The following is a 24,444-nucleotide window of genomic DNA, read 5'->3' on the forward strand; positions in this document are numbered from 1 at the left end:
GAGGAGGAACATGAATGGCTGTAAGTAAAATAAAAGTCGCGCGTGTTCAGTTAGATTTAACACAGCAACAATTAGCAGAAAAAGTAGGCGTTACAAGGCAAACGATTAGTTTAATTGAGAAGGGGAAATACAATCCATCTTTAGATTTATGTTTGAAAATTTGTTATGCGGTAGATAAAACATTGAATGATTTGTTTTGGGAGGAAAAGGAGTGATAGGGTGAAAATCGTGAAAGATGAACGTTTAATGATCGAGGGGTTAAAGCATATTAGACTAGCTTTCATCTTACAAAATATTGTCATACTAAGTATCGTGTTTTACCGTTATGTTTTGCAAGGGGCAGGATATGAAAGTGTTTCGGATTTATTAATGGTATTTATGGGCGGGATAATAGTTATTAACTTTTTAAACTTAAAAAATTCGGTGGAAGTGTATGAGCATACAGGGGGAGTATCTCGTAGTTATTTCATGAAGCTATTATTCATTCCAGTAGGTATTGTTATTGGTATTTTAGCTATTTGTATCATTGTAACACCAGATATTTCGATAAAGGAAATTAGTATAACAGGACTTATTATGTTTGCTTGCTTTTTAATTCCTAGTTTGTTTATATACATATATATGAAAAAAATAAAAAGTGAAAATGAAATATAAGAAAAGCTTTCTGCGATATGCAGAAAGCTTTTCTTATATTTCTTTATACATTACTTTATGGAGTCCTATTGGATCAATCTCGAAGATTTCACCATGCTCATGGAAACCTAATCGTTTGTAATAATCGGCTACGGTAATTCGGGCATTACACCATAGAATATTTGCTTCGCGTTCTTGGAGGACTTGTTCAGCTTTACGAATTAAGGAGCTGCCAGCATGCTGGTTTCGGAAATTAGGTAATGTTGCCATTCCTCGTAGACGATAGTGGGTACCAGCTTGTAAATCAGGATGTATTTCTTTAGAGAAGGAGGCGATGCTAACAAGTTCATCATGTAGAAATGCACCTAAATGAAAGGCGTCTGTTTCGTAATCTGAATCGTATTTACAATCTGCTAATGATTGATTGGGACGCAAAACCTTTTGGCGTAATAAGTATGTTTCAGATGCATCAATATGTTTCACTGTAATCATAATATCATCCTTTCTTATAAGCCTTTTTCTATAAGTTGTAAGAAGAAATATGCGGGTGCAACGAGAAGTCCTAGTATGCTAGCGGTTCCGAGAAGGAGTGAAAATAAGAGACAAAAGTACTTAATTCCATTTGATTTTTTCCATCCGTAGCTACAAATTTCAATGCTAATACCGATGAGAATAATGGCGACGAGTATTTCTGCTAATAATAAGAGAGCTAAAGTTGAAATAGACATAATGTTATTCATCCCCATAATACGTGATAGTAACATTTTACCATATGAAAATGAAAAAATGCCCCTCATTTATGTGAGGGGCATTTTCTACTCTAATATATTTTTCATTGTATCAATATGTTCTTTTGAACCCGTTACAAGTAAAGTATCGCCATACTGTAACTTCGTATCACCATGTGGTATTAATGCTTTATTACCACGGTAAATTTGAATGACAAGTACATCACCTAAAAACGGAAGGCGACGAAGTGCTAAGCCGTTATATTTATTACTTCGTAGTGCAACCTCACGCACCGTTTCATTTGCTGTTGTAATTAAGCGAACGAGACTTGGTTTATCAATAAGTGCACGTAATAAAATACGTGTAGAGTTAATAGTCGAGAATACAGCGATATGTTCTTGAGTCGCCTTTTCTTGTAGAAGGGGATCTTCTACACTTGCGATGACGTGTTCAACACCTAATTCTTTTGCGTGTTCTGCTAATAATAAGTTTTGTTCATCATCACTTGTCGCAACAACAACACGGTCTGCTTCGAAAGCTTTTTGTTCCATTAAAGATTGAATAGTAATCTCATCTAATTTTACAATAGGGAAGTCATGAGATTTCGCTTCCTCATCATTTATTTTATTTTGACGTATCATATATAGTGTTACGTCATACTCTTCACGTTTTAAATCAAGTGATAGCGGAAGGGTAATTCTGCTTGCACCAATAATAGATACTTTCGGTTTTGGTGTTTCCACTTTTGGAAACATCTTGTTAAATAATATAGGTGCAAAAATACAAGTAATAACTGCGCTTAAAATAAGAGATGCTGATAAACTTGGGCTAATGATGCCTAGCTTTTCACCGATTTGTGCAGCCGCAATAACTAAAGAAAGTGTTGATGTTAACAAAATGGCACTTCCGAGTACGATATTGCGTGGGTACCATTTTCGTAAGACGAGTGATGGCAACAGTTTTGAAATAAAGAGTCCCACAATTAGAATTGGGATCATTAGCATACTAGAAGGCTCTTTAAAAATAGACCATACTTCTAGATTTACACCAACCATTACGAAGAAAATAGGGATGAAGAAACCATATCCGATGGAATCAAGTTTTTCAACCATATCTTCATTTGGTGATAATAAAGATACGAGTACACCTGCTAAAAAGGCTCCCAAAATATTTTCTGCCCCAACAGATTCAGATAATCCAACTAATATTAAGATGAGTGCAAAAACAGCTCGTGTATCAATTTGTACACTACCGGCTTTTAGGCTTTCTAGGTATGGAATATTTTTAAAACGTCTTGCGACAAAGTAAATTACAATACCAGCACCGAATAGAAGAAGTAGAAGCCACATACTTTGGCCACTTTCGGAATTTAATCCGACGAATACAGCGAGTAAAATCATTGTAACTAAGTCTGCAATAACAGCGACTAATAAAATGATTTGCCCGATTGCGGTTTTTCCTAAGTTATTTTCTTTTAATGTGGGCACAACGACACCTAAAGAAATAGTTGAAATAATTAAAGTCATGAACATTGCATTGTCTACGAATCCTAGCCATACGAATAGTAATGATAGGGCATAAGATAAAATGAAAATAAATAAGAAGATAATGCTTGCTGCTTGGAATGTGTTTGGTTCGTTTGTCGTATTCTTTTTCCCTTTTTGCTTAAAGATCGAAAAGTCAATTTCTAAACCACTTAAAAACATTAGGAAGATAAACCCTAGTGTTGATAAGACTTGAAGCCACATATCTGGCTCAATGATGTTAAATCCACTTTTACCTACAAAGATTCCTGCGATAATTTCTGCAACAACGACAGGAAGTGCTTTTAATTTAAAGCGCTGTAACAAAAGGGGAACGAAAAACGTGATTGCGACAACAACCATCAGTGATAGAACAGAAGAAGGATGTTCCACTGCGTTCTCTCCCTTCAAATAAATATAGTACCTATTTAGCCATATAATAGGTAGAAAAGCAACGCATATGGATTCGATTTCATAAAGAAAGAGTTTTCTTAACATTTGTCATAATAAGTATATTTTTCATGATTTTGTTGTTAATTCCGTAATGTGGATGTAATAGGGGGAGAGAATAAAAAAAGACTGCCGAGGAATCTCAGCAGTCTTTTTCATGCAAATTACATTGAGAAGAAAATCCATACAGTAAGACCAACTGTTGCAATTGCAACGAAGAAACTGTATATCATTGTAAGGATTTGAATGCTTCCTTCTCCTTCTTTTAAGTGCATGAACATAATTAATTGTAATAACGCTTGCGCAACTGCCATGATGATGATAGTTGTTAATATCGTTGAAAGTGGCAGGTTTGTGTAAAGTGCCACGTATAACGCTAGAAACGTTAGTGCAAGCGATAAAATAAATCCGAAAACGTGTGACCATGGGAATCCGCTATGCGCATTTGCTTGATTGTTATTTTGATCCATTTACGCCACCATCCCGTTCAAGTAAACTAGTGTGTAAATAAAGACCCAAACAAGATCAAGGAAATGCCAGTATAAGCTGATAATAAATACTTTACGAGCTGTAACTGGTGTTAAACCTCGTTTTAAAATTTGGATAATAACACAAGTTGCCCAAATGATACCACCTGTTACGTGGGCACCATGCGTTCCAAGAAGAACGAAGAATGCAGATAAGAAAGCACTTGTTTGAATAGTTGCGCCTTCACCAACGTACAAAATGAATTCTTCAATTTCAAAGAATAGGAAGCCTGCACCTAAAAGTAAAGTCAGGATAAACCAAGCTAACATTCCTTTTTGATTGTGTTTACGCATTTCGTGAATTGCGATACCACATGTAAAACTACTTGTTAAAAGTAACAGTGTTTGAATTAAAAGTGTTTTAACTTCAAACAATTGCGCTGGTGTTGGGCCATCAGCCGTACGACCAGCAAGGACTAGATAAGAGGCGAAAAGTGTTGCGAACAGCATAATTTCAGCCCCAAGAAAAATCCAGAATCCTAGGATATTCAATCTGCTTTGTTCAGATTGATATTCCAAAGGTAAGCTTTTATCTAAAGCCGCCATGTCATTTCACCTCTCATGCTATATGTTCTGTTTCTTTAATTTCTTCAATGCTTACGTAGTAGCCATCATCATAATCGAATGAACGATAGATTAAGCAACCTAAAATACCAATACCACCGATTGCTGCAATCCAGAACCAGCTAAATACTAATGCAAAACCTGCAAGACCGAAGAATGCAGACATAATAATAGGCACACCAGAATTACTTGGCATGTGAATTGGTTTTAATTCATCTGCTGTTGGTGTAATTGTTTCTCCACGTTTTTTCATGAACCAGAAAGCATCAGCTTCTTTAATTTCAGGAAGTTTCGCGAAGTTGTAATGTTGTACAGGAGAGTGAGTTGCCCATTCAAGTGTACGGCCATCCCATGGATCTCCAGTTGTGTCACGTTCACCGTGACGTGCACTCCAAATTACGTTGTAACAAAGAATTACGAATCCGATACCCATCATTACTGCGCCGACAGATGCGATTTGGTTCAACCAACCCCATCCAAGGCTTTCAGAGTAAGTGTACATACGACGAGTCATACCATCTAAACCTAGGAAGTACATTGGGAAGAAACAGATGTTAAATCCGCTCATAAAGATCCAGAATGTCCATTTACCAAGGCGTTCATTTAGCATATGACCTGTCATTTTTGGATACCAGAATGTGAATCCAGCAAGCATAGCGAATACTGTACCTGCGATTAATACGTAGTGGAAATGAGCGACTAGGAAGTAGCTGTTATGGTATTGATAATCAGCTGCTGCCATTCCAAGCATAACCCCTGTAACTCCACCAACTACGAAGTTTGGAATAAATGCCAATGACCAAAGCATTGGAACTGTAAAACGAATACGTCCTTTATACAGCGTAAACAACCAGTTAAATATTTTAACACCGGTTGGAATCGAAATCGCCATTGTCGAAATCGAGAAGAACGAGTTAACCGCTGGACCTGCACCCATCGTGAAGAAGTGATGAAGCCATACGACGAAACTTAGTAAAGAAATTGCAACCATTGAGTATACCATCGCACTGTAACCGAATAGACGTTTACGTGAGAATGTACTAATGATTTCAGAGAAAATACCGAATGCCGGTAAAATAACGATATATACTTCAGGGTGACCCCATACCCAGAACAAGTTGGCCCAGAGCATTGGCATACCGCCGCTCGCCATCGTAAAGAAGTGAGCATCAAATAGACGGTCAAATGTCATTAATGCAAGAGCTACTGTTAATACTGGGAAAGCGAAAATAATGATTACACATGTAATTAAAATAGACCATGTAAACATTGGCATTTTCATTAATTTCATTCCAGGTGTACGCATTTTTAAAATAGTAACTAGGAAGTTAATACCTGTCATTAACGTACCAAGACCTGAAATCTGTAAGGCGATTGCGTAGAAGTTATTTCCTACACCAGGAGTAAACTCTGTACCCGCCATTGGGAAGTAAGAAGTCCACCCAGCGTCTGGAGAACCACCGATTACGAAAGCGATGTTGAATAACATTGCTCCAATAAAGAATAACCAGAAACTTAAAGCATTTAAGAACGGATATGCAACGTCACGAGCACCAATTTGTAATGGTACAACGACGTTCATTAATCCTAGAACGAATGGCATCGCCATGAAAAGAATCATAACTGTACCATGTGTTGTAAAGATTCCGTTATAGTGTTCAGCGTTTAAATATGTTGTATCTGGGAATGTTAACTGGGCACGAATCATTAAACCGTCCATACCACCACGGAATAACATTATAACGGCAGAGATAATATACATGGTTCCTATTTTTTTATGGTCAACAGTTGTTAACCATTCATCCCAAAGCCATCTCCATTTTTTGTACTTTGTTAGTACGAAAAGAATCGCTAATGTCACAAGAACGATAGATGCGTCAGCTCCGTAAATAATCGGGTCACCTGTGACAAAAAATTCATCAAGCTTCACTGTGTTCACTCCAATCTGTTGGAATAATAGCTATTATTTTTTGTTTTTGTAGTAGTTGTAATCACAATATTCAAGTGATTTTGGATCTACATAACTTAAGTGATGACTAGAGAATGTCATACGACCAACTACACCAGGTTTAACAATATCGTTGTACTTATCTTCTGTTAGTTTAGGAGCAGTTTCTTGTACTTCTTTTACCCACTTGTCATACTTTTCTTTTGTTTTTGCTTCAACTTCGAACTCCATGTGAGTGAATCCTTCACCAGAGAAGTTCGAGCTACGACCTAGGTAAGAACCTGGTTTGTCAGCTTGTAAATATAAGTCCATGATCATGCCATCCATTGTATACTTCATACCACCAAGTTCTGGTACCCAGAAAGCATTCATTGGACCTACAGAAGTCAGTTTAAATTGAATTGGTACACCAGCTGGGATGTTTAAATAGTTAACGGTTTCAATTTTTTCCTCCGGGTAACTAAATAACCATTTCCAGTTTGCAGATGTAACATAAATTTCAACTGGTTTAATATGTTTGGACTCTTGCGGAACCTCTTCCGAAGCATAAGTTGCTTTAACTGTTGGAATCGATAATGCGATAACGATAATAACAGGAATAATCGTCCAAATGATTTCTAATAATGTGTTACCGTGTTGATCAGGTGGCTCATAGTCCATATTCTCTGGTTTTTCACGATAACGAATCAAGATGACTGTAAACAAGATGAATACAATTGCGATAATTAATGACATAAGCAAGAATGACCAAACAATTAAATCATACTGTGCCTTTGCAACAGGTCCTTGCGGGTTTAATACTGCTAGTTTTTTATCACAGCCACCGAGGAACAGAACTAATGATAACGGAAGAAGCGAAGCCAACTTCCAAAATGCTTTCTTTAGTTGCACGATTGAAAATCTCCTTTCTCCTTGGATTGAAACTATGCCAATAAAACAATATAAACCTATTAATTTATAGTTGGCAATAGTTTTTATTATATTGTTAAAAAATAGACACAAATGCACGCTTTTTAAGGTGAATATCATTTGTAACTTGATAACATTGTAAACTATTTTCCAGATAAAAACGTTATTGTGAGAATTTTAAGATAAATAAAGTTATACCAACATATCCAATAAATAGAAAAAAATTATCTTATCATAAGAAAGATTACTGAATTTTTAGTATATTCAACTTGTTACCTAGGTTATATTTCTTTTTTGTTCAAATGTGACAACTTTCCGAATGTTTAATTTGGTATAAAATGTAGCAAATGATTATAAATGGAATCCCGCAAGACAGAGAAATTCTCTGATCTGGAATAAAGGCTAAACTAACAAATGTAAGGAAATTGAATGAGAAAGCTACGATTGGAACTATTGGATAAAGTGGTGTACGGTATTTTAAATCTGCTTGTTCTACTTGTTGATTCATATGCCCCTCCCCCCATATTTTTTTTGTATGTGTTAATTAGATTTCATTCGGTACTTTTAATCATGAGCGGAGTGAAAAACATACTCGGTTTATTTTGTTGTGAACTGAGTATGTAAAGGAAAAACTAACTATGACTAAATACCTTAGAATGTTTATTAACATAGTGAAGGAAACGCGATTCTTTCACTATGTTAATAATTTTGTTGTTAGTAAAACGTTCTGAAAAAGCATATCATTTTTTCTTTTTGTCGAAAAAATTAGAATTTTACGATGATATTTGTGAATAATAATTTACAGAATCTTTCTAGCAAACTAGTAAGAAGAAAGGTACAATGATAGAAGTTGCGCCTTTAAATAATTGATATAATGGAGTTTGGTTTATGATGAAAAAGTTAAAATATATTTTTATTTTCGGTATTATATTTGCTGTCGTGTTTTTTTTCGAGAAAGATAAAATTATGAGAAAGGCACAAGAATTACGGTTAGACCTTTTCTCTGAGATGAAAGAAAGTGCAATGATTACAGAGGTTCCGTTTATTAGACAGTTACCTGAATTACCTAGAGGTTGTGAAGTGACAAGTTTAGCTATGCTACTACAAAATAAAGGTGTACAAGTAGATAAGATGCAACTTGCTAGTGAGATTCATCGCGTCCCATTTGAACAAAATGGTTTGCATGGAAATCCTTATGAGGGATTCGTTGGAAATATTTATACGAAAGCTGAGCGAGGATACGGTGTATATAATCAACCAATTTTTAATTTAGCAGAAAAGTATGTTCCTGAAAAAGTAATTAATTTAACGGGCAGAGACGTGCAAGATCTATATAAAGTAATTAGTTCTGGTTCTCCGGTATGGGTAATTATTAATACAACGTTTAAACCATTAGCTGAAAGTAGTTTTGAAACATGGAATACAAGTTCAGGTGAAGTGAAAATTACATATTATGAGCATAGTGTTGTAGTAATTGGATATGATCAAAACTTTGTATACGTAAATGATCCTCTTGCAAACAATCCACGAAAAGCTGTTCCGCGTGCTGAATTTGAAAAGGCGTGGGAGCAAATGGGGAAACAAGCGATTACTATTTTATAAAGTGAAAAGTCATCTTGAGATGGCTTTTTATTTTTGAATATTTATTATAGAAAATTCTGAAGATTCTTTTAAAAGTTAACAGTTCACGCTATACTAACATTTAACTTGGTGAAGAAGGGGAGAAGAGAAATGGATGTCGCAAAGGAACTTGTTTTATCAAAGAATCAGTTGATTGAGTGGAGAAGGCATTTTCATAAGTATCCAGAGTTATCTTTTCAAGAGGAAAAAACATCTCAATTTGTATTCGACATACTTCGGAAAATCCCGTATTTAGAAGTCTCAAGGCCTACTAAATATAGTGTAATGGCAAGGCTATTTGGTAAGCATCCTGGTAAAACCATCGCGGTTCGTGCTGATATGGATGCTCTTCCTATTCATGAAGAAAATAAGTTTGATTTTATTTCTACATATCCAGGTGTGATGCATGCGTGTGGTCACGATGGTCACATGGCAATATTGCTTGGTGTAGTACATAAGTTGGTAGAGGAAAGAGAGAAAGTTAAAGGAGAGATTCGCTTTTTATTTCAACATGCAGAAGAAAACTTTCCGGGCGGTGCAGAGGAAATGGTCACAGCGGGAGTGATGGAAGGTGTGGATTACATTATTGGTGCTCATCTTTGGGCGTCATTAGAGGTTGGAAAAGTAGGGGTAATTTATGGTCCGGCGATGGCGGCACCGGACGTTTTTAAAATTACGATAGAGGGAAAAGGTGGGCATGCTGGAATTCCGCACGAAACAGTTGATAGTATCGCTATTGGTGCACAAGTTGTTTCGCAAATCCAGCAAATTGTATCTCGCCTCACGAATCCGTTAGATTCTCTCGTAGTATCTGTTACACGATTTCATTCTGGGACAACTCATAATGTTATCCCGGAACAAGCGGAGATTGAAGGGACAGTGAGAAGTTTAAGGCATGAATTAAGAGAAGAAACAAAGAAGAAGCTTGAAAGGATTGTAAAACATATTACAGAATCCTACGGTGCTAAGTATACATTTTCTTATGAGTATGGATATCGACCAGTTGTGAACGATTATGAAGTTACAGAGCTTATTGAACATACGGCATTACAGCTGTATGGAAGAGAGAGAGTTGTTCGTTTACAACCAACGATGGCAGGAGAAGACTTTTCGGCATTTTTACAAAAGGCACCAGGAACCTTCTTTTTTATTGGGGCAGGCAATGAAGAGAAGGGAATTATATATCCGCATCACCATCCTCGTTTTACAATTGACGAAGACGCATTACCAATTGGAGTGGAAGTCTTTGTATCATCCATTATGAATTTTATAAGTAAAGGAGAATGAGATGAAGAAAATACACGTGCTAGCACGTGTATGTAGTTTGTTTCCTCGTCAAATTATTACGAAGCAAGGTGCGATTGCGGGGATTGGGTTGTTGGTTGTCGCGTATATCAATTTAGCTGGTTCTACTATAGCTACGATGTTTCCGGGTGTCCCGCAGTGTATAAAAGATGTGAATATAGGTATAGCCGCATTGTTAGTTAATATTATTGTGATGTTTGTAGTTAGTGGATTCACAAAAAATGTATCTGTAAAGACAGACAATATAATAGTAGAAAAGTGATTCATGTGTTAGAGCTATCTTTGAAAAGAGATAGCTCTTTTTTGTATATATTTTCTTCTATTAGCGGAATCTAACTAAAAACTTGTTAAAAAGGAAGTTAGGTGGGGAAATTGTTAGAGCTAAAAGGTAACTTGTTTGAAGTTATGAAGGAAATTAGAGATGAGTTAGGTTCACCTAATGATTTAACAATTAGAGAAGTTGCTCTTGCTGGTAGCATTACACGTTGTGCGGTTGTTTTTTTATGTGGATTGACAGATAAGGATAATGTTTATAAATACGTAGTTCGTACACTTCAATATGAAGAAATACCAAATGAAGCAGCTGTGGTTCAGACATTGTTGGATCGTTTTATTTCTATTGCAGAAGTCGGTATGAAGACAACTTTTCCAGACATTATAAATGCGGTTTTAGCAGGAGATACAGTCATATTAATTGATAATATTCAAACGGCTATTGTTGTTAACAGTAGGGCTTGGGAGAAAAGAAGTCTAGAACCGCCAGTGACAGAAGATTTAATACGTGGACCGAGAGTTGGATTAAATGAAGATATTAATGTGAATAAAATGTTAATTCGCCGTGGTTTACGTGATCCGAAGTTACGGTTTCAATCTTATATTATGGGGAAGCGATCGCAGAAAGAAGTAACCCTAATATATATAGAAGATATTATTAACCCTTACATCGTAAAAGAGCTAGATCGGCGTCTTCAATCAATAGTGACAGATGTCATTTTTGAGACAGGAACGATTGAGCAATTAATTCAAGATAATAATTTGTCTCCATTTCCGCAGTTTTTAAATACAGAAAGACCAGATAATATAGTGGCTGCATTGGCGAAAGGGAAAGCGGCCATTTTAGTAGATGGATCACCGTTTGCTCTTATAGCTCCACTAGTGTTTGTTGATATTTTTCAATCTGTAGAAGATCATTATGAGCGTTGGGTAATTGGAACGTTATTAAGAATTTTACGTATGGGGTCAGGTATCGCTGCTGTTTTATTACCTGCCATGTACGTAGCGCTTGTATCGTATCATCAAGGGCTTATCCCATCTAAACTAGCTTATTCTATTGCGGGAGCGAGAGAAGGGGTGCCATTTCCGGCATATATAGAAACGTTAATGATGGCATTAACGATGGAGTTAATACGAGAAGCAGGAATTAGATTGCCAAAACCGATGGGACAAACAATTGGAATTGTAGGCGGTCTTGTAATTGGAGAAGCGGCGGTGAATGCAGGGATTGTAAATCCGTTCTTAGTTATTATTATTGCAGTTACTGCAATTGCTACATTTTCACTGCCTGTATATAGCATTACAATTACGTTTCGGATTTTACTTTTTGTCTTTGTGTTAGCGGCGACTGCTTTTGGATTGTACGGAATCATTTTAGCTCTTATTGCACTTGCGGTTCATATTACAAATTTAAAGAGTGTTGGGGTTCCGTATACAACACCTATTGCTCCTGCTTTTTATAAAGATTGGGAAGAAGAAATGATCCGCTTGCCAAAATCAATGTTGAAAGAACGACCGGAATATTTACAAACGAAAGACCCTACATTACGTCCAAAGGAGCGAAAATAATTGAAACCATTTGAGTATGGCGATGAAGAGATTGGATCTCGGGAAATTGGCTTTGCGGTATCGTCAACCATTATTGGTATAGGGGCATTGTCTATGCCGAGAGATATTGCCGATCAAACTTTATTTTCGGACGGTTGGATTATTTTACTTTTGGGTGGATTGATATGTGCGGTTTTAGGTTGGTTTGTAACGAGGGTAGCTATTTTATTCCCAAAACAAAACTTTGTTCAATATACAAGTGCGCATTTGACGAAACCTGTTGCGTACACAATTAGTAGTATTTTAGTATTAACGTTTGCAGCTTTGACAGCATATGAATCGCGAATGATTGCGGTTATTTCACAAACATATTTATTTAGTGATACACCAATACAGCTATTGTCTTTCTTCTTCTTATTAGTTGTTATTTATGGAGTAGCAGGATCGAGAGCGGCTTTATTAAGGTTAAATGTTCTATTCTTACCAATTGTTTTAATTGCGATAGTGCTTCTTTCTTTATTGAATGTGAACTTAATGGAAATAGATAATTTACTACCGGCTTTTCAAACGAATGTCAGTCAGTATGCTGTAGGAGTTAAGAATTCTATTTTTACATTCATCGGATTTGAGGTAGCTCTGTTTTATGCTGTGTTGTTGAACGATAAGACAGCGAAAAAAGCGCCAATGGCAGTTGCAAAAGCGGTGATAGTAAATGTGTTGTCATACATTTTAATTTATGTAACTTGTATTAGTGTTTTTACGTATATGACAACACGTGGATTGATATATCCAACAATTGAATTAGGGAAAGAAATTGAAATTGGTGGAGGGTTTTTAGAAAGATTTGATGCGATTTTTTTTACTACTTGGATTATTACTATTTATAACACTACAGCAATGTATTATGACGTCGCATCTTTATTATTTTGTGCTATGTTTCCGAAAGTGAAGAAACATATTTTCATTTTTGTAAGTGCCCCGATTATTTTTATGGTGAATATGATACCTAGTAATTCGAAAGAATTGTCAAATTATGGGACTTATTTAGCTTGGATAGATATGGGGTTTGTCGTGCTAGCGCCTTTGTTAGTTTTTATTGTATATAAAATAAAAAGAAGGAATGGTAGAAATGAAACACCTTCTTAAAATTATAATGGTTATGGTTTTAGCTGGATCTATAAGTGGGTGCTCTGAGTTAGAAGAAATAGAAGAAAGAGGATTTGTAGTAGGTGCAGCTTACGATATTGTAAAGGTAAAGAAAGCAAATCCAATTATGAAAGGGACGTATCAGATGGTACTTCCCAGTAAGTTAGCGCAGCAAGGTGGACAAGGTGATGGAGATGGCGAAAATTATATTAATGTTAGTGCGAAAGCAGATAGTGTGTTTGAACAAATAAGAATTATTGCTAAAAAGATTAGTCGTACATTATTTTTTCCGCATATACAAGTAATTATTTTCTCTGAAGAATTACTATCGAAACCGTATATTTTACAAAATACATTGGATGTATATATTCGCGATCATGAGATGAGAAGAAATATTCGTTTGTTTGTTTCTAAGAAAAATGCAGAAGCTATTTTAAAACAAAGTGCAAAGCCTGAAAATTTACCAGCGCAATACATTGATATGTTAGCTGAGCATCCTCCGAAAAATGCTCAAATGATCGAGGCTGCAAGAATTGGTGAGGTACAGCAAAAAATGATTGCTAACCAAAGTTTCGTATTACCTATTCTCGAACTAACAAAACAAGGGGTACAAATGAATGGGGCAGCGCTGTTTCGTGGGAAGGATAATAAGTGTGTAGGCAGTTTAAGTGGAGAACAAACATTAGGAATGAATTATATAATAGGTAAAAAAATTGGAGGTTTTTTTACTATCCGCAAAAAAGACCAGCTTATTACATATGAAATTCATAAGATGCACCGAAAGATTAAAGTATCTACGGAAAATGCTACAAAACCAAAGTTTAATATTCACTTATCTCTGGAAGGTACATTGGCTGAGTTGCACTTTAGTGATCATAAAAAGGTTTTGAATGAAAAGCGTTTAGAGAAGGATATTTCAGAGGAAATGGAGAAACGCATCCAAAAATCGATTAAGCTTGTTCAAAAAAAATATAAGGTAGATGTATTAGCATTAGGGGAAGTATATAAGCGACATAATTATAAAGAGTGGAAAAAGATAAGTAAGAATTGGGATCAAGGCGAAAATTACTTTAGTAATGCTGAAATTACTGTTCATGTTCATCCAACAATTGCACATTCAGGCTCAGCTTTACCGAAGAGAGTGAAATAAGGTGATGGAAGTTGTTTACTGGATTGGGAATTAGTTGCACTATATTAATGGCGGTTCTTCCAGGGACTATATATTTTATTCATAAAAAACTTACAACGTATGGTGCCCAGCCGTGGAAAAAGGATGCGCAAAAAAAGAAACCTGAATAAGTTTCAGGTTTCTTTTTTGCACAAAGCATATGTTGAAGGGGGATACCTTCTATGTATACTTTGCTTATACAAGCCCTAACCAATGTACCAATTGTGTAGAGAGGAGTGTAACAACAATGGCAATAACAGTAGGGATTGCAAACGATAAAAATGTCCATTTTGCACTTTTTGTTTCTTTATATATGTTAACCAGTGTTGTTCCACATGGGAAATGAAGAAGGGAGAACAACATTGTGTTTAACGCAGTTAACCAAGTCCAACCGTGTTCTAAGAATAGATTTTTAATTTGATTAAAATCATCTATTTCAGTTAAAGCACCAGTTGATAAGTAAGACATTAATAAAATTGGAATAACAATTTCATTAGCTGGTAGCCCAAGGATAAATGCCGCTAGAATAAAACCATCAAGTCCTAGTAATTTAGCGAATGGATCTAGGAAGTTTACGAAATGCATAAGTAAGCTTGTGTCACCGACGAAAATATTAGCAAGTATCCAAGTTAATACAGCGGCAGGTGCAGCTACAATTACAGCTCGCTTTAAAACATATATTGATTTATCGAGCGTTGAACGCACAATTGTATTCCAAATTTTTGGTTTACGGTATGGTGGTAACTCTAACGTATAGTGAGTTGGAACGCCTTTTAGAGCAGTTTTTGATAAAACCCAAGAAACAGTTAAAGTTACAATAACGCCAATTACAACCATTCCAACGACAACGCCGGCAGTAACAAGTGTTTGCATGCTGCCTGTATATCCAGCAGCCATAAATAATGAAGCCATTAAGATTAATGTAGGCCAGCGTCCATTACATGGGACGAAGTTGTTTGTTAAAATGGCAAGCATACGCTCACGTGGTGATTCGATAATACGTGTTGACATAATAGCGGCAGCGTTACATCCAAACCCCATTGCCATAGTTAAAGATTGTTTCCCATGCGCGCCAGAGCGTTTAAATAAACGATCCATGTTAAACGCAACGCGTGGTAGATATCCATAGTTTTCTAAGAGGGCAAACATAGGGAAGAAGATTGCCATAGGTGGTAACATAACGCTAATAACGGCTCCGGTACCACGGAATAAACCAAGTATTAAAACACCATGTAGCCATTCTGGTGCATGCATTGCTTGGAACCAAGATGTTAAATATCCTTCGACCCAGCCAAAAAATTCAGCAATCATCTCGGATGGCACGTTAGCACCGGCGATTGTAAGATAAAAAATAATAGATAAAATACCGAGCATAATTGGAAATCCCCAAATAGGAGAAGTGAAAATCTTATCTAATCTTTCTGAACGATATAATTTGTCAGTATTCGTATATTGGACAGCTTCTTTACATATACTTGCGGAGGTTCGATAAATATCTCCGACAATATCATCTCGTATGTCCTCTTTTGAAAGCGTTTGTGCATGTTGAACAATATAGTCCAGCGGAAGAGCTTTACTGGCTGAGTGAGATTCCATTTATTACGACCTCCCTTACAAGTGGTTCGTTATGATGTTTTTGAAGTGCAGTTAAGAAATTCTTATCGCCATCTAAAATACGTAACGCAATCCAACGTGCTGGATACGTATTGCCGAACACTTTATAAATTTGTGGTTCTAATTCTTGAATCATATTTTCAATTTTTTCATTATAAGTAATTTTAATTGGTGTTGGAATGAGTTTTTTAGTTGCTACTTTAGCAATGACGCTTAGTAAATGTCCGATACCAACTCGGTTTCGGGCTGAAATTTTAACTACCGGTACACCGAGTGATTTTGCTAATTTCTTTTCGTCAATAATGATTCCTTTTTTCTCCGCTTCATCAATTAAGTTAATACAAATGACCACATCGTTTGTCATTTCCATCACTTGGAGTGCTAAATTTAAATTTCTTTCCATTGCAGTTGCGTCTATAACAACTACAGTTACTTCTGGTTTTTCAAATATAATATAATCTCGTGCGACTTCTTCATCTGCCGAATTTGAATACAGTGAGTAAGTTCCAGGTAAATCTATTATTGTATATATATTTCCGCCATGCTTATATTCCCCTTCAGCCTTTAAAACAGTTTTCCCCGTCCAGTTTCCAGTATGTTGTTTTAAGCCTGTTAAAGTATTAAATAATGTACTTTTCCCGGTATTCGGGTTACCAGCTAACGCAATGCGATGGTTACTCATCTGAAATCATCTCCTATTAATACCCCGAAAATAAGGGAGCTTTCTTCACTACGCAGTGCAATAGTTGTGTTGCTTACTTGATAAGCGACTGGGTCTCCAAGTGGGCTGCGTTGTAATACTTTAATTGTCGCTCCAGGAAAAAAGCCTAAATCTAATAAACGTCGTTTCATAGTTCCTTCTAATTGTATCTTCTCAATTTGTACAAATTCCCCTGTTCTGAATTCGGAAAGGGGTTTAGTATTAGCCGATACCATAAAAGTTACCTCATCTCTATATTTTTAGTTTTAGTTTAAAAAGTTTCCTTAGGTAAACTTTTTGATACTAATATAGTAGACTACATTTAATGATGCTGTCAATTAGTACTTTAAAAATATTCAAATATTTTTAGAATTGTTCCAATTTATTGAGTTGTACCGAAAAATATTACTGAAATTCTTCTTAATGTAAATAAAGTAAGAGTGTAAACTTTTAAAAATATAGTGGATTTGTAAATATAGTTTTAACTTAAAGGGCAAAATAAAGAAAAATATTTACATTGGATTTACATTGTTAAGAATAAATTTACAATACTGCGTGTTTAGTGTGGGTTTTGTTGGCTTTTTTAACTGTAAATGTTGGAATGCCTAGCTTTTATGGGATGTTATCTCTATTTACTTAAACTTAAAAATTGCTTAACACTCACATAATATTGTTGTCCTACAATGAATTTGTGTTCGAAAGAAGATGAATTCGAAAAGTGATAATCCAAATGGGGGTACAAGACATGATTATGAAAAAGGGTATTAAATTTTCTTTAGCGGCTTTAGTTGTTGCAGGTGCATTAGTTGGATGTGGAAAAGCAGAAAGTACGGATAATAAGGAAGCTGCTAAAGGTAGCGATGCAAAACAAGAATTATCAGGTACGATTGCAGCGGCTGGCTCTACAGCTCTTCAACCTCTTGCGGAGGAAGCTGGAAAGAAATTCATGGAGAAAAATTCAAAAGTTTCTATTCAAGTTCAAGGTGGCGGTAGTGGAACTGGGATTAACCAAGTAGCATCTGGTGCAGTACAAATTGGTAATTCGGATGTTCCGGCTTCAGATAAAATAAAAGATGCTGAAAAAGCGAAAGAATTAGTAGATAACAAGGTAGCGGGTATCGCATTCGCGCTTGTCGTAAATAAAGATGTAAAAGTTGATAACTTAACAGCAAAACAAGTACAAGATATCTTCACTGGAAAAGTGACGAACTGGAAAGAGTTAGGCGGAAAAGATGAGAAAATCAATGTAATTAATCGTCCAGCTTCATCTGGTACACGTGCTACATTTGAAAAAACAGTTATGAAAGAAGCTAAAATTAATGATGGAACTGGTACAACACAAGATTCTAACGGTGCAGTAGAGCAAGCAATTAACTCTACTCCAGGTTCAATCAGCTATTTAGCAATGTCTTACATGGTTGGCGATAAAAAAGGTGCATTGCAAACTGTGAAAATTGATGGTGCTGAACCGAAAGTTGAAAACATTTCTGCTGGTAAATATCCATTCTGGTCTTACGAGTACATGGTAACTAAAGGTGAGGCAAAAGAAGCGACAAAAGCTTACATTGACTATGTAAAAGGTAAAGATTTCGAAAAACAAGTAGAAGATATGGGTTACATCCCAATGTCTAAATTAAATAAGTAATAAAATTTTATGGGGCTGGCTGCAAGGCCAGTCCTGTTCATTTCAATCTATGAAGTGGGGTCTGTCCTGTGATGAAGGGGAAAAAACAAATTAATTACGTAAAGAGTGAATATATAGGTAGATCACTTGTTACGTTTTGCGGTATCTTTATTGTTTTTATTACATTAGCTATTATTGCGTTTATTTGCGGCAAAGGAATTCAATCTTTCACGCAAAGTGGGATCTCATTTTCTGAGGTGTTAACTTCGACAAAATGGAATCCAAATGCTGATCAAGGTACGTATGGTGCTGTAATCTTTATTGTCGGTTCGACGCTTGTGTCGCTAGGTGCTGTTGTCATTAGTGCACCAATTGCTATAGCTCTTGCTATATTCATGAATTTAATTTCGCCGAAGTTTGGGAATAAAGTATTAAAGCCTGTTTTAGAATTATTAGTTGGTATTCCATCAGTTGTATACGGATTATTAGGGGTTACGATCTTGGTTCCTCTATTACGTGATTCGTTTGGTGGAGTGGGCTTTAGTTTAATTGCGGGTATTATTGTCCTAAGTATTATGATTTTACCTACTATTGCTAGTATTGCCTCTGATGCAATACGCTCTGTTCCGTTTGATTACTTGGAAGCTTCTTACGGTCTAGGATCGACGAAATGGCAAGCGATTAGCCGAGTTATTGTTCCTGCTGCAAAACAAGGGATTTTAACAGGTATAGTTTTAGGGTTAGCGCGTGCTTTTGGTGAAGCGTTAGCGGTTCAAATGGTAATCGGGAACACGATTAAATTACCGGAAGGAATATATAGTCCAACAGCAACGTTAACTGGTATTCTGACAATGGATATGACGAATACATTGAACGGAACAGCTTGGAACAATGCGCTATGGACGTTAGCAATGATTTTACTTGTTATTTCATTCCTGTTTATTTTAGTAATTCGAGCGATTGGTCAAAGAGGTGAGCGATAATAATGAATGCAAGAACGGTAAATAAAGTTTGGACAGGTATCTTTTATGCGGTTGCAGCTTTAGTTGTAGCTTTGCTGGCTTTTTTAATGTACGAAATTCTGCAAAAGGGATGGGGATTTTGGGATCCTAGTTTCTTATTCGGAGAACCAAGCAATACAAGAGCTGGTGGGGGAATTGGTCCACAGTTATTCAATTCTTTCTACATGCTTGTTATAACACTTATTATATCTATTCCTCTTGGATTAGGGGCTGGAATATATTTAGCGGAGTATGCAAAACAAGGTCGTTTTTTAAGTTTTGTTCGTTTATGTATTGAAACAATGGCGTCTTTACCTTCTATTGTTGTTGGACTATTTGGCTTATTAGTATTTGTTACAATGACAGGCTGGGGATATACAGTAATGGGTGGAGCTCTTGCTTTAACTATTTTGAATTTACCTGGTTTAACACGTGTTTGTGAAAATGCGATTTCTGAAGTTCCTCATAATGTAAAAGAGGCGAGTCTTGGACTAGGTGCAACGAAATGGCAAACAATTGCCCGTATCATTATTCCGTCGTCGTTACCACAAATCATTACAGGTATTATTTTAGCGGCAGGCCGTATATTCGGTGAAGCTGCGGCGTTAATTTATACAGCGGGTTTAACATCACCTATTTTAAATTCAGCAGCGGACTTCTCGAGCCCCTCGCATCCTTTAAATCCATTTAGACCAGCTGAAACGTTAGCTGTTCACATTTGGAAATTAAACTCTGAAGGGATTATCCCAGATGCGAAGTTAATTGCAACAAAATCTGCAGCTGTATTAATTATTATGGTATTACTCTTTAATATCATTTCTCGTTTCGTAGCATCTGTATTACACAAGCGTTTTACAGGAACGAAAAGAAAAAGTAAAAGTAAAACGACAAAGAAGGTAAAAGCGGCATAAATTGAAGGTAAGAACTCTCTGTTTATAAACAGGGAGTTTTTTTACGGCCATTTTGATGTTAGCAGGAAAAGAAGGAGAGTTGGTGAATAGGCAACTTGATATACGGATGTTGGGATGAAAGTGTTCTTTCTGCAAATGTCGGGATTTTCTGGATCAGGTAAATCGACACTTTCTAAGTATAGCGCTAAGTTAACAGGTGCAGTTATTGTAGGTCATGATCTCGTGAAATCAGCATTATTAAAATCATTAACGGCAAAAGGAAGTGAATCAACAGTTGTTGTGGGGAGTCTCCTATTATATTGAGTGGGAACTGATAGGTTTTTTGTTAGAACAAGAACATAGTGTTATATTAGATAGTCCATGTCTCTATGATGGGATGGTTGAAAAGGGAATAGGTTTATATCGGAAGTATGGTGCTACATATAAATATATTGAATGTTATCTTAATAATATAGAAGAAATTAATCGTAGGTTACAAACACGTGAATATAAGATAAGTCAGTAGAATCAGAAGTAGCGTTTGAAAAAAGTGGCTAGATGGCAGTAAGAGACCCTCGAATGATGAATATCTTCTTGTAGATTCTGGTAAGCTACTAGAGCAATATGCCCCGAAAATAATGAGTTATATCGGTAGATAAATAAAAAGGCGTTATCTTCATTCGAGAAGATAACGCCTTTTAGTTTAAATATCAGGTGTTTCTGTAGAAGTACTTATTTTTCTGCGGGAGCGTCTTTTTCGCCCGATTTTATCTAATAGTTCATACATAACGGGAACGACTACTAATGTAAGAACGGTTGAGACTGCCAAACCACCGATTACAACGACGGCCAGACTTTTGGATACCATACTTCCTGCTTGAGATTGACCGAATAGGAGTGGTAGCATAGCGACGATTGTTGTTATAGCTGTCATAATAATTGGGCGTAATCTAGTAGATCCTGCTTCTAGTAAGGCTTCTCTTGTTTCCATACCGTTTTCCCGATTTTGTTGTACTCTTTCTATTAATACAATAGCATTTGTAACGACAATCCCGATTAACATTAATGCGCCGATTAATGAATTTACGTCAACAGGTGTTCTTGAAATGATTAATCCTAAAATACCGCCGACAGCAGCTAATGGTAAAGAGAATAAAATCGCGAAAGGAGCACGTGCTTGCCCGAAGGTGATAACCATAATTAAATATACAATCCCAATTGCAATCCCCATAATTTTGAATAAATCTGTGAAGTTCTCTTGCATAGACTCGGTAGCGCCTGCGATATTTACTTTTGCTCCGTTAGGTAAATCTAAGTCGGTTATAGCCTTATTTACTTCTGCGCTTACTTTACTTAAATCTTCACTTGAAGCTTCTGCAGTAATTTGTATCGTTTCTTTCCCATCTTTATGAAAGATTTCTGTTTGAAGTTGCTTTTCTGAAATAGTTGCAATGTCTTTTAAAGGAATAGGTCCGTTAATAGGTGAGAGTATATTTGTGTTTAAAATATCTTCTTGTTTGTTAATGGATGCCTTTTTATGTTCTATCATAATAGTTATTTTTTCATTATTGATTGAAATTTCCCCAATAGGAGATTTCTTCATAAGGAATGATACTTGTTGTGCTACTAATTCTGGTGTTAAACCGAGTTGTTCCGCCTTTGTTTGATCGATATGAATTTGCCATTCTTTTTTAGAGTCTTCTATATTTGTTTTTACTTTAGAGAGAGCGTCCATACTTTTTAGTTTTGTTTCGACGATGTTAGCGGCCTTTTTTAAATTTGTCTCGTTAGTAGCGGTTACGTTAAATTGTAAGTTGTTTCCGCCTCCGGAGTCAGAGTAACTAGTTTTTATATAATCAAGTTCAGCTGGTTCAAAAGCATTATGCTCTTTTTTTAATTCTTTAATATATTGGTCGATATCAGATCCCTTTTTAAAGACTACAAATATAGTTGCAAGATTGTTTTTAGTTGTCTGTCCCCATTGTGCATCTTCTGCGCTAGATCCCATTCGCAAAATAACATCTGTTACATCAGAATTAGAGAGTAGTTTCTTTTCGAAATCAAAGGCTTTTTGTTTTTTAGCTTCAGAATCATAATCGGTTGGAAATGTCATGTTAACGGATAGCATTGTATCGTCCTCAGACTTTATGTTCGCTTTCGGTAGTAATATGTAGGCTGCAATGGATCCTGCAAACAATAAAAAAGAAGTGAGTAGAATGATAAACTTATGAGAAAGAGCCCACTTTAATGTAGCGACATATCGCGGTGAAGAATGAGAATTGCGACGTTTTGTTTTTTTGAGTAGTAAAAAAGCCATAAGTGGAACAACTGTTAACGCAACGATTAAAGAAGAAAGGATAGAATATACAACTGCTAATACCATAGGTAACATTAGTTTTCCAATTACTCCCGATACGAGACCGATAGGTAAAAAAACGGCGACTGTTGTTAAAGTAGAAGAGGTAATTGCGACTGCGACCTCTTTCGTTGCTTCAAGAATAATATTTTTAGAGAAGGTTTCTTTTTGTAAACGCCGGAAAATGTTCTCGATGACAACGATACTATCATCGACGAGACGTCCCACAGCAACGGCTAAGCCACCAAGAGTTAGAATGTTAAGTGTGATGTTGGATTGATGGAGTAAAAATAGTGTTAATAAAATAGATAGCGGAATACTAACGACAGCGATGAGTGTTGTTCGGAAGCTGCGTAAAAAGATTAAGATAATGAGAGTTGCAGCAATTGCCCCAAGGATTACTTCTTTTCCCATACTAGTAACAGCATTTTCAACTTGTTCATGAGTTGAAGCTAGAAGTTTAATAGAAAACTGATCTTTATATTGCTTGCTTATATCTTTAATCTTTTTATCAATCTCTTTTCCAATTGCAACCGCGTTTTTACTCGGCTCTTTCATGATGACTAATCCTGTTCCTTCTTCTCCGTTTATGTGCGAGATTGTATCATGATGTTGTTTTAGTTCAATTTGAGCGACATCTTGTAACTTTACTTGAGGTGTAACGGTAATATTTTTAATGTCATTTACATTTTTTATATCTCCGATGACCCGAAGGTTGTATTCTTCCTTATTAACGGTAATTGCTCCGGCCGGAGTGGAAGTTTCTTTTCCTTGTAAAACTTTTAATACTTGCTCTGATGTTACGTTTTTATCTTTTAGTTGGTTAGGGTCAAGTACGATGGATAATTCGGAAGTTGATTTTCCGAAAAACATAACATTGGCAACACCATCAATGCTTTCGAGTTGTGGTACGATTTCTTTCTCGATTTGTTTTTCGTCAGCTTTTGAAAATCCGTTCTGTTTTTGGATGGTAATTTGAGCGAGTGGAATCATAGAAGTATTTAATTGGCTAACTACAGGCTTAGTTACATCTTTAGGTAATTTAATTGTATTAATTGTTTTTTCGACTTCGCGTGCCGCGTCTTTCATATTTGCCTTTGATGTATATGCAATGTCGATGCGTGATAATCCCTCGTTTGTGGAAGAAGTGATGCCATCGATATGTTCTAAACTACGAAATTGTTTTTCAAGGGGATCAGTTACGTCCTTGGTCATCGTTTCAGCATCGAGCCCTTGAGATAATGTCGTGACAGTTATTGCGGGGTTATCGATGCTTGGTAAAAATTCCATAGGTAATTTAGAGCCGGAATAAACGCCAAGTATGGAAATGAGAAAAACCATGATAATAATAGCGGCTCGGTTTTTTAATGAAAATTTTGTTAACCTATCCATAAGATAATTCCTCCATTAGTTTATTTATAGTTTTGTGGGCACTTTCTTACTATATAACAAAAATTGGATATCTTTCATTAATTAAATGTAAAAAAATTCTAACAATAATCTTAAGTTAATATTTCGAGGGGAAGTTCGTTTTTTGTTACTCTACATTTAAATGGTTATTTGTCCTTCTTAAGTAGAACTGTGGTAATTGTAAAATTTAAAAATGAGAGGACTAAAGGTTAGGAACTTATTGTGAAATACCGCCTGGTTGATGATAGTGTATAGTAACTTGTATACAATCAAAATGAATGTTTTCAGTAGAAAGGATAATGGTTCTTTCTATAGAAGAAAGTAGGATAGATAACTTTTTGTATTTTTTTATAAAAAATACTTGTTATTTAAAAACCATGATGGTATATTAATAAACGTCGCTGATGCGGAAACGCAGAAAACGACAAAAAAGAAATTAAAAAACATAGTTGACATCGAAAAATGAAGATGTTAATATGATGAAGTCGCTTCTGAAGCGGCGGACA

22 protein-coding genes and 3 pseudogenes are annotated in these 24,444 nt (G+C 35.9%); 13 read left to right on the plus strand and 12 right to left on the minus strand.

Translation table 11 applies throughout. The features are described 5' to 3' along the window. The first annotated feature begins 14 nt into the window (after positions 1-14). On the plus strand, positions 15-215 hold the full coding sequence (locus tag JTF23_RS11310) for a helix-turn-helix transcriptional regulator (protein WP_000301182.1): 201 nt from the start codon (positions 15-17) through the stop codon (positions 213-215). A gap of 4 nt (positions 216-219) precedes the next feature. Beyond that, positions 220-654 carry a hypothetical protein gene (locus tag JTF23_RS11315; protein WP_078173805.1) on the plus strand — a complete coding sequence of 145 codons (435 nt, stop codon included), beginning with the start codon at positions 220-222 and terminating at the stop codon, positions 652-654. A 33-nt stretch (positions 655-687) separates the two neighbouring features. On the opposite strand, the gene JTF23_RS11320 is transcribed toward JTF23_RS11315, so the two are convergent. The 8 genes and pseudogenes from JTF23_RS11320 to JTF23_RS11355 form a co-directional block, all read right to left on the minus strand. Beyond that, positions 688-1,125 carry a GNAT family N-acetyltransferase gene (locus tag JTF23_RS11320; protein ID WP_204208776.1) on the minus strand — a complete coding sequence of 146 codons (438 nt, stop codon included), beginning with the start codon at positions 1,123-1,125 and terminating at the stop codon, positions 688-690. A gap of 14 nt (positions 1,126-1,139) precedes the next feature. Continuing rightward, positions 1,140-1,430 carry a DUF4022 family protein gene (locus tag JTF23_RS11325; protein ID WP_204208777.1) on the minus strand — a complete coding sequence of 97 codons (291 nt, stop codon included), beginning with the start codon at positions 1,428-1,430 and terminating at the stop codon, positions 1,140-1,142. Positions 1,431-1,448: 18 nt separating this feature from the next. Further along, positions 1,449-3,278: a monovalent cation:proton antiporter family protein gene (locus JTF23_RS11330; protein WP_204208778.1), complete on the minus strand. Its 1,830-nt coding sequence runs from the start codon at positions 3,276-3,278 to the stop codon at positions 1,449-1,451. A 221-nt stretch (positions 3,279-3,499) separates the two neighbouring features. After that, the gene (gene qoxD, locus JTF23_RS11335) at positions 3,500-3,805 is read right to left on the minus strand and encodes a cytochrome aa3 quinol oxidase subunit IV (protein WP_002159260.1); all 306 of its coding nucleotides are present in this window, start codon (positions 3,803-3,805) and stop codon (positions 3,500-3,502) included. Beyond that, positions 3,806-4,408 carry a cytochrome aa3 quinol oxidase subunit III gene (qoxC, locus tag JTF23_RS11340; protein ID WP_002029841.1) on the minus strand — a complete coding sequence of 201 codons (603 nt, stop codon included), beginning with the start codon at positions 4,406-4,408 and terminating at the stop codon, positions 3,806-3,808. It lies immediately after the preceding gene. Between the two features lie 13 nt (positions 4,409-4,421). Beyond that, complete coding sequence (gene qoxB / locus JTF23_RS11345) at positions 4,422-6,356, minus strand: cytochrome aa3 quinol oxidase subunit I (protein WP_002159259.1); 1,935 nt, start codon at positions 6,354-6,356, stop codon at positions 4,422-4,424. Positions 6,357-6,389: 33 nt separating this feature from the next. Beyond that, positions 6,390-7,265: a cytochrome aa3 quinol oxidase subunit II gene (locus JTF23_RS11350; protein WP_002159258.1), complete on the minus strand. Its 876-nt coding sequence runs from the start codon at positions 7,263-7,265 to the stop codon at positions 6,390-6,392. Positions 7,266-7,559: 294 nt separating this feature from the next. Then, a pseudogene (locus tag JTF23_RS11355) lies at positions 7,560-7,767 on the minus strand (amino acid permease); the annotation flags it as partial. 407 nt (positions 7,768-8,174) lie between these two features. On the opposite strand from JTF23_RS11355, the gene JTF23_RS11360 reads away from it, so the two are divergent. From JTF23_RS11360 to JTF23_RS11390, 7 genes and pseudogenes are all read left to right on the plus strand, one after another. Further along, positions 8,175-8,885, plus strand: coding sequence for a C39 family peptidase (locus JTF23_RS11360; RefSeq protein ID WP_088077545.1), 711 nt, complete (start codon positions 8,175-8,177; stop codon positions 8,883-8,885). A gap of 129 nt (positions 8,886-9,014) precedes the next feature. Beyond that, the gene (locus tag JTF23_RS11365) at positions 9,015-10,190 is read left to right on the plus strand and encodes an amidohydrolase (RefSeq protein ID WP_204208779.1); all 1,176 of its coding nucleotides are present in this window, start codon (positions 9,015-9,017) and stop codon (positions 10,188-10,190) included. A 22-nt stretch (positions 10,191-10,212) separates the two neighbouring features. Next, a pseudogene (locus tag JTF23_RS11370) lies at positions 10,213-10,470 on the plus strand (sodium:solute symporter family protein); the annotation flags it as partial. Positions 10,471-10,571: 101 nt separating this feature from the next. Then, on the plus strand, positions 10,572-12,050 hold the full coding sequence (gerLA, locus tag JTF23_RS11375) for a spore germination protein GerLA (protein WP_204208780.1): 1,479 nt from the start codon (positions 10,572-10,574) through the stop codon (positions 12,048-12,050). Continuing rightward, entirely contained in the window at positions 12,051-13,175 is a 1,125-nt protein-coding gene (gerLB, locus tag JTF23_RS11380; RefSeq protein WP_002114234.1) for a spore germination protein GerLB, read from the plus strand. Continuing rightward, entirely contained in the window at positions 13,159-14,325 is a 1,167-nt protein-coding gene (locus JTF23_RS11385; protein WP_002114237.1) for a Ger(x)C family spore germination protein, read from the plus strand. The genes gerLB and JTF23_RS11385 overlap by 17 nt, the downstream gene beginning before the upstream one ends. Positions 14,326-14,336: 11 nt before the next feature. Further along, positions 14,337-14,474 carry a hypothetical protein gene (locus JTF23_RS11390; RefSeq protein WP_087945977.1) on the plus strand — a complete coding sequence of 46 codons (138 nt, stop codon included), beginning with the start codon at positions 14,337-14,339 and terminating at the stop codon, positions 14,472-14,474. 64 nt (positions 14,475-14,538) lie between these two features. Here the strand turns inward: JTF23_RS11390 and JTF23_RS11395 are convergent, their stop codons facing one another. The 3 genes from JTF23_RS11395 to JTF23_RS11405 are packed head-to-tail and all read right to left on the minus strand — an operon-like array spanning position 14,539 to position 16,893. Continuing rightward, positions 14,539-15,939: a nucleoside recognition domain-containing protein gene (locus JTF23_RS11395; RefSeq protein WP_204208781.1), complete on the minus strand. Its 1,401-nt coding sequence runs from the start codon at positions 15,937-15,939 to the stop codon at positions 14,539-14,541. Continuing rightward, positions 15,917-16,639, minus strand: coding sequence for a FeoB small GTPase domain-containing protein (locus tag JTF23_RS11400; protein ID WP_070127922.1), 723 nt, complete (start codon positions 16,637-16,639; stop codon positions 15,917-15,919). Before JTF23_RS11400 ends, JTF23_RS11395 begins: the two co-directional genes overlap by 23 nt. Continuing rightward, positions 16,636-16,893 (minus strand): FeoA family protein, encoded by a 258-nt coding sequence (locus JTF23_RS11405; RefSeq protein WP_002090873.1) that lies wholly within the window; start codon positions 16,891-16,893, stop codon positions 16,636-16,638. The genes JTF23_RS11400 and JTF23_RS11405 overlap by 4 nt, the downstream gene beginning before the upstream one ends. Positions 16,894-17,402: 509 nt before the next feature. Here JTF23_RS11405 and JTF23_RS11410 point away from each other — a divergent pair. The 4 genes and pseudogenes from JTF23_RS11410 to JTF23_RS11425 all read left to right on the plus strand — a co-directional run bounded on the left by JTF23_RS11410 (position 17,403) and on the right by JTF23_RS11425 (position 20,831). Further along, positions 17,403-18,302, plus strand: coding sequence for a phosphate ABC transporter substrate-binding protein PstS family protein (locus JTF23_RS11410; protein WP_002114243.1), 900 nt, complete (start codon positions 17,403-17,405; stop codon positions 18,300-18,302). Positions 18,303-18,373: 71 nt separating this feature from the next. Beyond that, a complete protein-coding gene (gene pstC, locus JTF23_RS11415) occupies positions 18,374-19,264 on the plus strand; it encodes a phosphate ABC transporter permease subunit PstC (protein WP_002090872.1) in 891 nt (296 codons plus the stop codon). Positions 19,265-19,266: 2 nt separating this feature from the next. Continuing rightward, positions 19,267-20,193, plus strand: coding sequence for a phosphate ABC transporter permease PstA (gene pstA, locus JTF23_RS11420; protein ID WP_204208782.1), 927 nt, complete (start codon positions 19,267-19,269; stop codon positions 20,191-20,193). Positions 20,194-20,313: 120 nt separating this feature from the next. Next, positions 20,314-20,831: pseudogene (locus JTF23_RS11425) on the plus strand (P-loop nucleotide/nucleoside kinase family protein). 44 nt (positions 20,832-20,875) lie between these two features. Here the strand turns inward: JTF23_RS11425 and JTF23_RS11430 are convergent. Further along, positions 20,876-23,920 (minus strand): efflux RND transporter permease subunit, encoded by a 3,045-nt coding sequence (locus JTF23_RS11430; RefSeq protein ID WP_204208783.1) that lies wholly within the window; start codon positions 23,918-23,920, stop codon positions 20,876-20,878. Between the last annotated feature and the right edge of the window lie 524 nt (positions 23,921-24,444).

Origin of the sequence: Bacillus sp. RIT 809 (genome assembly GCF_016892495.1) — a bacterium.
Classification (GTDB): domain Bacteria; phylum Bacillota; class Bacilli; order Bacillales; family Bacillaceae_G; genus Bacillus_A; species Bacillus_A cereus_U.